The following is a 6,549-nucleotide window of genomic DNA, read 5'->3' on the forward strand; positions in this document are numbered from 1 at the left end:
GAAGCAGCGGGGCCCGAATTACCCCCTGCCCCCCGCCCCCTCGGGAGGACCCGTTAAATTTTCGTCTGGGCAAACAAGTCGAGCATCACCAGCCAGAACCGGTCTTTCTTGCTCGTCGTTAGGGCTTGGCAGTGGCCATTGCATCGGCAAATGCATCGCGGAACTCAGCGCTGTAGTTGGCCTTGCAGATGTTGTTGGCGATCTTGAAGAACGGGAAGATCGTGCGGTACATCGGCGCGCTCCGGCTGAAGACAAACATCGGCCTGATCGCATCACCGAACGCCGTCTCTTTGCGCTCCCACACACCGGCAGTTCCTCCAACGATGCCGGAGAAATAGCTCCTGGCATTGCCCTTGCGCTGACTGCGCTTGCTGTTCGAGGCATTGGCCTGATAGCCACGCGATGTTTCGGCTGCCCCCAAGCCCGACAAGATCCGGGTCATCGTTCCTCGGGAAACGTTGCCATGCTTGTCGAGGACGTTTGGGTTGGGGATAGCGAACTGGCTGGACTTCATGAAGCCTCGTGCGATCAAGGCCATTTCAAAGCGCTTATGCGGTCGTGGCCCGCCCCTGACAGTCTGCTGAAGGTAGGTATCAGCGGGGATGCCAGAGGTCCAAGAGTCCTTGAAATACACCTCGGCCGGCTTGCTTTTGGTGGCCATTTTGACGAACAAGCTGTCCATCGTGGTTCGGGTTGGCCGGTCCAAGCGCTGCGCCATGACGGCCAGCTCCCCCTTCTTCACCCGCCGAGCCAAGCGTGTAGCGGTCAAGGCAAGCACATGCGGAATGTGCTTTTTCTCCAGCTCCAGCAGCGCTTCAGACACGGGCAGCATGTTGGGCGTGATCTTGATTTTGACCATTTAGTTTTCCGCGATAGCCGAGAAGTAGCTGTCTGGCGGTCCGTTGAGCGGGACAGGCTGCTTTATCACGCTATGAATTATGCGATCTGATACCAGCTTTTCTGGCCAGAAACTGGGTGTACAAACCGCCGGTTACATCGGCACCGATGACCGCGATTACGATGCCTAGGCCGGCGGCAAGATAGAAGCTGCTCCACAGCGCCATCGCGAGCAACAACGTAGCCATGCCCAACAGGCCAGACGCAAGAAAACGCAGCGCTACACGCTGGAGGATCTGCCGAAGTCCAAGGTCAGTACCTGATGCTCTCAACATCTCCCCAGACAAACCAGCCATGCTCAACAATACCAATAGCCAAAGGGGCACATCGGCGAGCGCCTGATGCTCTGTGTTCATCTGTAGTCCTCGAATAGGTCCGGCCTCTATGTCACTGTCATCCGCTCGGAGCAAAGAGCCAGGCGTAGGGCCGAAAACGAAAAAGCCCCGCTCGATGGCAGGGCTTATAAAAGGGTACAAGAAACCGACTCCATGGTCGGGTTCTTGAAAGGCGTCTCGCTGCGTTCACAGCAACACACGCTGCTATAAAAGCAGGTCTATCCCGTGCGGAAAAGATCTTTCCGCAATATATGCGAAATTACCCCAAACTTGACTACCGCGTTTGCATTTGAACGTACCGCCGGATGCATGAACTTTGCCCATTATGCTTTAACCATGATGTACAGAAAATAACGCACGCCAGGCCTGTGCGACAGTCGGCAATCGGCCAAAAAGGCCATTCAACATTGTCCGCCTGCTAAATCGTCCCCGGGTTTCCTATCTGCCTTGTTCTGCCGTGTGCCCCAGCGGCAAAGCATTAACTTAGGACTTATATCCTGCTGGGCGCCATCTGGACGAGCGTTCCCCCACATGCGGGGAATCTCAATTTTTGGGGGGGTGAATTTGGGGACAATTTTCGTCTGAAAGCACTAGCCAAGAACGCAACGTTACAGGCCAAAAGCGCATCCAAGCGTCCTTCACTCATATGGCTTAATTATTGCCTTACTGCTCATACGAACTCATGAGTTTCACGGACCCCAATTTACCAAGCACTAAAATAAAAACGTTTATGGGAGTTTGGTGTCATGTGGAATCACCCTTTGATGCTCGCGGTTGTCTACCTGACTATTACCCTCAGCATCGGATGGTTGTTTACCATGGCCATCCTAGAATTGCTTTGATCCAACGGAATAGGTGTTGCTGCAATCATTAACGGAGCCAAACGACAGTCTCACTCTGCCCACTGCTATCGATTACTCCGTGGTCACCTTAGGTGGCCTTTTTTTTACCCGATGATTTAGGCAGCAGCTTGACCACCTCAGACAGCTGAAGCTCAGCCCTTTGCAGTGCAGACGCGGCACAGTCTGACCAGATGGTTTGAAGAGGAAGCAGATCTATCTCGACCTGGACCTTTTGGCACCACTGATAGTGATCGTGCTAATCGCCGAAGGCGGTTTGAAGCCCCTTCAGCAGTTTCGCTTCGCCCGTGGACAACCGTTTGACCTGCTCCGGTAGATAGAGCCGATAACCGCTGAGCGGCTTTGGCGGCTCATCCAGCAAGCCGCGTCGCTGGTAATAGCGAATAGTCTCGATGTTCACCCTGGCAGCTGCCGCCAACATGCCGATACTCAGCCCTGTTGCCATCACACGCCCCTTGATTCTGTACCCGGGTACGGGGTGTATAGTGACTCTAGGTTAGATCGATTTAACGGAGAAAACGATGACTCAACAGATCGGCGGATCCTGAGGCGTTAACCAAAGCGACGACGAATGCGGATTATCCCTCCACCGTGCACAAACGAGGCAACTACTAGCACCGTCATCTTCGAATCCGTGTTGACCTGCCCGCATTGCGGTTTCGCCAAGCAGGAAGCCATGCCCACGGACGCCTGCCAGTTCTTCTACGAGTGTGGCAATTGCAAAACCCTGCTACGCCCGAACCCCGGTGACTACTGTGTGTTCTGTTCGTTTGGCATGGTGAAGTGCCCGCCGATTCAGGAGCAGCACGGATGCTGTGGTACGTTATTCGGTTTATCAGACACCCCTAACGCGCCTCAAACCGTGGTTATGGGAGATCAGTGTCATGTGGAATCACGTGCTGATGCTCGTGGTGGTCTACCTGATCATCACCCTCAGCATCGGCTTGTTGTATACCATTGCGCTCCTGCATTGGTTTTGATCCTACGGGTGACGATCGGTCAGTCCGCAATGGGTGCCGTTTTCGGTAGGTAGCCTTGTCCCGATCACAGTCGTTGGGGAGTGGCTGCAATGGGTTGTTTACTGTCCTTGGCGACAAGCAGCAATTGGCCGACTGTGTTGAAAAAGTCGGTCCTTCCAGGCATCCCTCGTACTGGCTGCTGAAAATGCCTTTTTTTCGCGCAGCTACGCGAAATCTGGGCCCGGAACCCTCTGCTCAAAGTAAAGATTTCAATCTCAAGCGCGTACTTTTCTGCTGTGGAAACCGTGGCCGACTTTTTCAACACAATCGGCCAGTAGCGGACGGTGGGCAGAGTGACGGCAAATCGGTTGTAGGGATGATCAGCTTCACAAGCACGGCAGCGTTACAAAACGCAAAGCGAGCATAACCACGCGTTGCACCTCTTCATTGCCCTCGATACCAGCGAAGGCAGCAATGCACTGAGGTAGAACGATGTATGGAGTGTGACTAAACTCGTTTTTTAAGGGTTCTGGTTAGACGCTCTACCAAGTGTAGAACTTGGTCAGGATTATCGCGTCGCACGGGGTGTGCCAGCGGGTGTAATTCTCATTGACGCCGCTCTTTGGGCTTCGAGGCTAGCTTGGTCTCCAACTCAAAAATCTGCCTATCAATTTCTGCCAGCAGAGCACGTAACAATTTCTGCTGTCCTCTGCAGAAGTCCAAGCGGTATTGATTTTCAGGCTGTCGTCGCTCAGTAAGAAACGTTTTGAAGTCGTCTTCAAGGGCAGCTACAGAGTTGGCGTAAGATTTACTGGCTTCTTTGGTATTTGCTGCACCAGTCCTGGAGGTGCCAGAAGAATGGATAGCGTACCTATCAATCCAACTATTGAGGCTGGTAATGTTGGTTTCGTATGGTTCGCCTTTTGAGTTCATAACAAACTTACGCTTATTAGGTTTCTCGCCAGCAGCTATAGCTTGAGCAACATGCTCTAACCACTTTTCAAGTACCAGTCTCCTCTTCGTTTCCCGCTCCACCGTCACCGACCAAGACATATTGCCTCCCCCTGCTCTGCGTTGGACCGCTTTCAACGTTCGTGAGCACAGCCCTTAAAGTGTAGCTCAAGCCGCCCAGCCGGGTGAAATCAAGCTGGGCTGAAGCAAGCCTAATACCTAATGATTGGCAATATAAAACTGTCTAACGGACTGCTATCGGCCGATTCTGTTGAAAAAGTCGGCAATGGATTCAACGGCAGAAAAGTACGCGATTGAGATTGAAATCTTTACGTTGAGCAGAGGATTCCGGGCTCAGATTTCGCGTAGCTACGCGCAAAAAAGGCGTTTTCAGTGGTCAGTATGCGGACAGTCTGGAAGAACCGACTTTTTCAACACAATCGGCCAAAAGCTGCCTCTCATATGGGCTCTACGATATCGGGACCGATTCATCCTGATCTGCCAGGCCATCGACTCCAATCTGGTGGTTCGTAAAGCTAGACTATGCTCGTGGAATCGTTCAATTAGGAGATATTCGTGGGATATCTTTTGAGAGGCCAGAGAATGTCTTCTATTGGCCGATTCTGCAGTTAAGAAAGGCGCTCCGAAGAGCGCCTCGTTTGCTGCTATCAGTTGATTTGTTTCAGATCAGACTTCCCCGAGCCATCAATGTTGATGCGCCGAGGCTTGGCTTCCTCTGGTACAACCCGCAGCAGATCAATGCTCAACAGCCCATTGGACAACGATGCATTTTGAACCTCAATGTGATCCGCTAAACGGAAAGACAGTCGAAATGCACGTTGAGCGATTCCCTGATGAAGGTAAATCGTCTCCTGATCGCTTTCTCGCTTGCCACCGGCGATGGTCAAAACCTCCTTCTCGACTTGAATGTCCAAATCCTCCTCACTCAGACCCGCCGCAGCTATGACAATTCGATAATGATCGTCACCGTGCTTCTCGACGTTATGAGGTGGGTAGGTAGTCGAGGCCGCCTCGCTGCGTAGCGCGGATTCAAAAAGGTCGTTGAAACGATCAAAGCCTACCGACTGACGGAACAGTGGGGCCAACGAAACGGTACTAGCCATAGCTAAATCTCCTGAGTTTTCTCCAAGTGATTTATGGCGCGACCCGATTTCGGCATCGCGTACAAAAATATATAGCGATGTGAGAAAAACGATTCAAGAGGAGCAAAAATAATTTTTTATTCTCAAAAGACGAAGGCATCAACGAGGTCATTTATATTGGCCAAAGGCATCGGCTTGGCACGCCCTTTATCGCTTCGAAAGCTGACTGGTTGCCGGAAGGGCAAACACTACAACCGGGACGACCTCAATAACCAATACAGAGCTAGACGACTTACTGAGAAACGAAAGCCCCAAAGTCGCAGTTAAAGTTATTGACGTTTGCCAATCTGGCCCCCCTACATAAAAGATGAATCGCCCCTGATTTTGTAGACGCAAATGACTGGCAGCTATGGGTCGTTCTCTGCCTGTCGCAACAGGCAGCAATCGGCTAATAGCTTAAGCAGCTTTTCGCATTTCATCGACAGCACAATCTATCCACGCGATCCCTGCTCTCACTAATTCCCGCGTCTTCCCTTCACTTATGCCGTAGTGCTTGCCAACCCGAAGCATGGGCCATTTAGCACCGTAGTAGAGCCAAATAATATCGCCCATCTGTCGGTCACGATGTGAGAGCCGCGCAATCGCGCTATCAATAGCTCCGGCCCATTCATCTGTGATGCAATAGCTCTTGCTTGCCGACACTTGCGGCATCGCCTGACGCATTAGTGCAAAAGTCGGAGAGATATAGGTTGGGACACCGGCCCCATCCATCCGCCACCATCCCCACTGCTCCAGCAGGTATTCGGTATCACCCAAAGGTCGGCCCGCTGGTTTTCGAATCATCATGTTCTCAATCCCCTGTGTAATTTGTGCCGCCGGCACCGCGACGGTTGTTCATTTGGTGATACTCGGTCTGGTCAGATATCGACGAGCTCTGCTTAAGCACCTCAATTTCACGCTGAGCCTGCTGCAGTTTGAAACTCAACTGGGTGACTAATTCGTCCGAAGAAAGCACCAACCTGCTACCCAAAACAACCCAACCTGAGCCGTTGCAAGCAGTACAAATCTGCTCATAAAACACTCCTGCCACTACCGCTTTGCGCTTGCAGATCGAGCAAGGCTCCAGATCGATTCGCTCCCTCTTAATGCCAAGCGCCTGCCCTTTATGCATGTTTGAATCCTCTTGTAAGATTAATTTCTGTTTTCGGCTTCAGGCCAACCAGCCCGCGGGGTCCAGGGCAACCGGCTTACTCGCGCGTCTTGCTCCTGTCTTGTCCTGCAATGCATCAAAACCCTGTGCGTCGAGCCACCCGTGCCACCGCTCCAGGGCGCTGCGCTTTACCACCTCGCCCATCGCCTGAAAGTAGGTGCGCTCCAATTCGGTCAGGGCGTGGTTGAGTAGCAGTTTTCCCACCAGTGAATCGACACCGAGGTTGGCCCAGAT

6 protein-coding genes and 3 pseudogenes are annotated in these 6,549 nt (G+C 52.4%); 1 reads left to right on the forward strand and 8 read right to left on the reverse strand.

Annotated features, from left to right (window positions below; all coding sequences use genetic code 11):
- Positions 1–118 precede the first annotated feature (118 nt).
- From ACLD1X_RS28765 to ACLD1X_RS28775, 3 genes and pseudogenes are all read right to left on the reverse strand, one after another.
- The gene (locus ACLD1X_RS28765; RefSeq protein WP_429373640.1) at positions 119–859 is read right to left on the reverse strand and encodes a hypothetical protein; all 741 of its coding nucleotides are present in this window, start codon (positions 857–859) and stop codon (positions 119–121) included.
- 70 nt (positions 860–929) lie between these two features.
- Complete coding sequence (locus tag ACLD1X_RS28770; RefSeq protein ID WP_008015856.1) at positions 930–1,253, reverse strand: phage holin family protein; 324 nt, start codon at positions 1,251–1,253, stop codon at positions 930–932.
- A 1,131-nt stretch (positions 1,254–2,384) separates the two neighbouring features.
- Positions 2,385–2,537 (reverse strand): annotated as a pseudogene (locus tag ACLD1X_RS28775) (MerR family DNA-binding transcriptional regulator); the annotation flags it as partial.
- 126 nt (positions 2,538–2,663) lie between these two features.
- Between ACLD1X_RS28775 and ACLD1X_RS28780 the strand changes: the two are divergent.
- Positions 2,664–2,885, forward strand: a pseudogene (locus tag ACLD1X_RS28780) (GDCCVxC domain-containing (seleno)protein); the annotation flags it as partial.
- Positions 2,886–3,657: 772 nt separating this feature from the next.
- On the opposite strand, the gene ACLD1X_RS28785 reads toward ACLD1X_RS28780, so the two are convergent.
- The 5 genes and pseudogenes from ACLD1X_RS28785 to ACLD1X_RS28805 all read right to left on the reverse strand — a co-directional run.
- Positions 3,658–4,104: a hypothetical protein gene (locus tag ACLD1X_RS28785; protein WP_429373642.1), complete on the reverse strand. Its 447-nt coding sequence runs from the start codon at positions 4,102–4,104 to the stop codon at positions 3,658–3,660.
- Positions 4,105–4,670: 566 nt separating this feature from the next.
- Positions 4,671–5,126 (reverse strand): Hsp20 family protein, encoded by a 456-nt coding sequence (locus ACLD1X_RS28790; protein WP_008020769.1) that lies wholly within the window; start codon positions 5,124–5,126, stop codon positions 4,671–4,673.
- Between the two features lie 435 nt (positions 5,127–5,561).
- Positions 5,562–5,951, reverse strand: coding sequence for an antiterminator Q family protein (locus tag ACLD1X_RS28795; protein ID WP_178082417.1), 390 nt, complete (start codon positions 5,949–5,951; stop codon positions 5,562–5,564).
- Between the two features lie 4 nt (positions 5,952–5,955).
- Complete coding sequence (locus ACLD1X_RS28800) at positions 5,956–6,276, reverse strand: hypothetical protein (protein WP_116580525.1); 321 nt, start codon at positions 6,274–6,276, stop codon at positions 5,956–5,958.
- Between the two features lie 39 nt (positions 6,277–6,315).
- Positions 6,316–6,549: pseudogene (locus ACLD1X_RS28805) on the reverse strand (tyrosine-type recombinase/integrase); the annotation flags it as partial.

Origin of the sequence: Pseudomonas sp. 18173 (assembly GCF_050432945.1) — a bacterium.
Lineage (GTDB): Bacteria > Pseudomonadota > Gammaproteobacteria > Pseudomonadales > Pseudomonadaceae > Aquipseudomonas.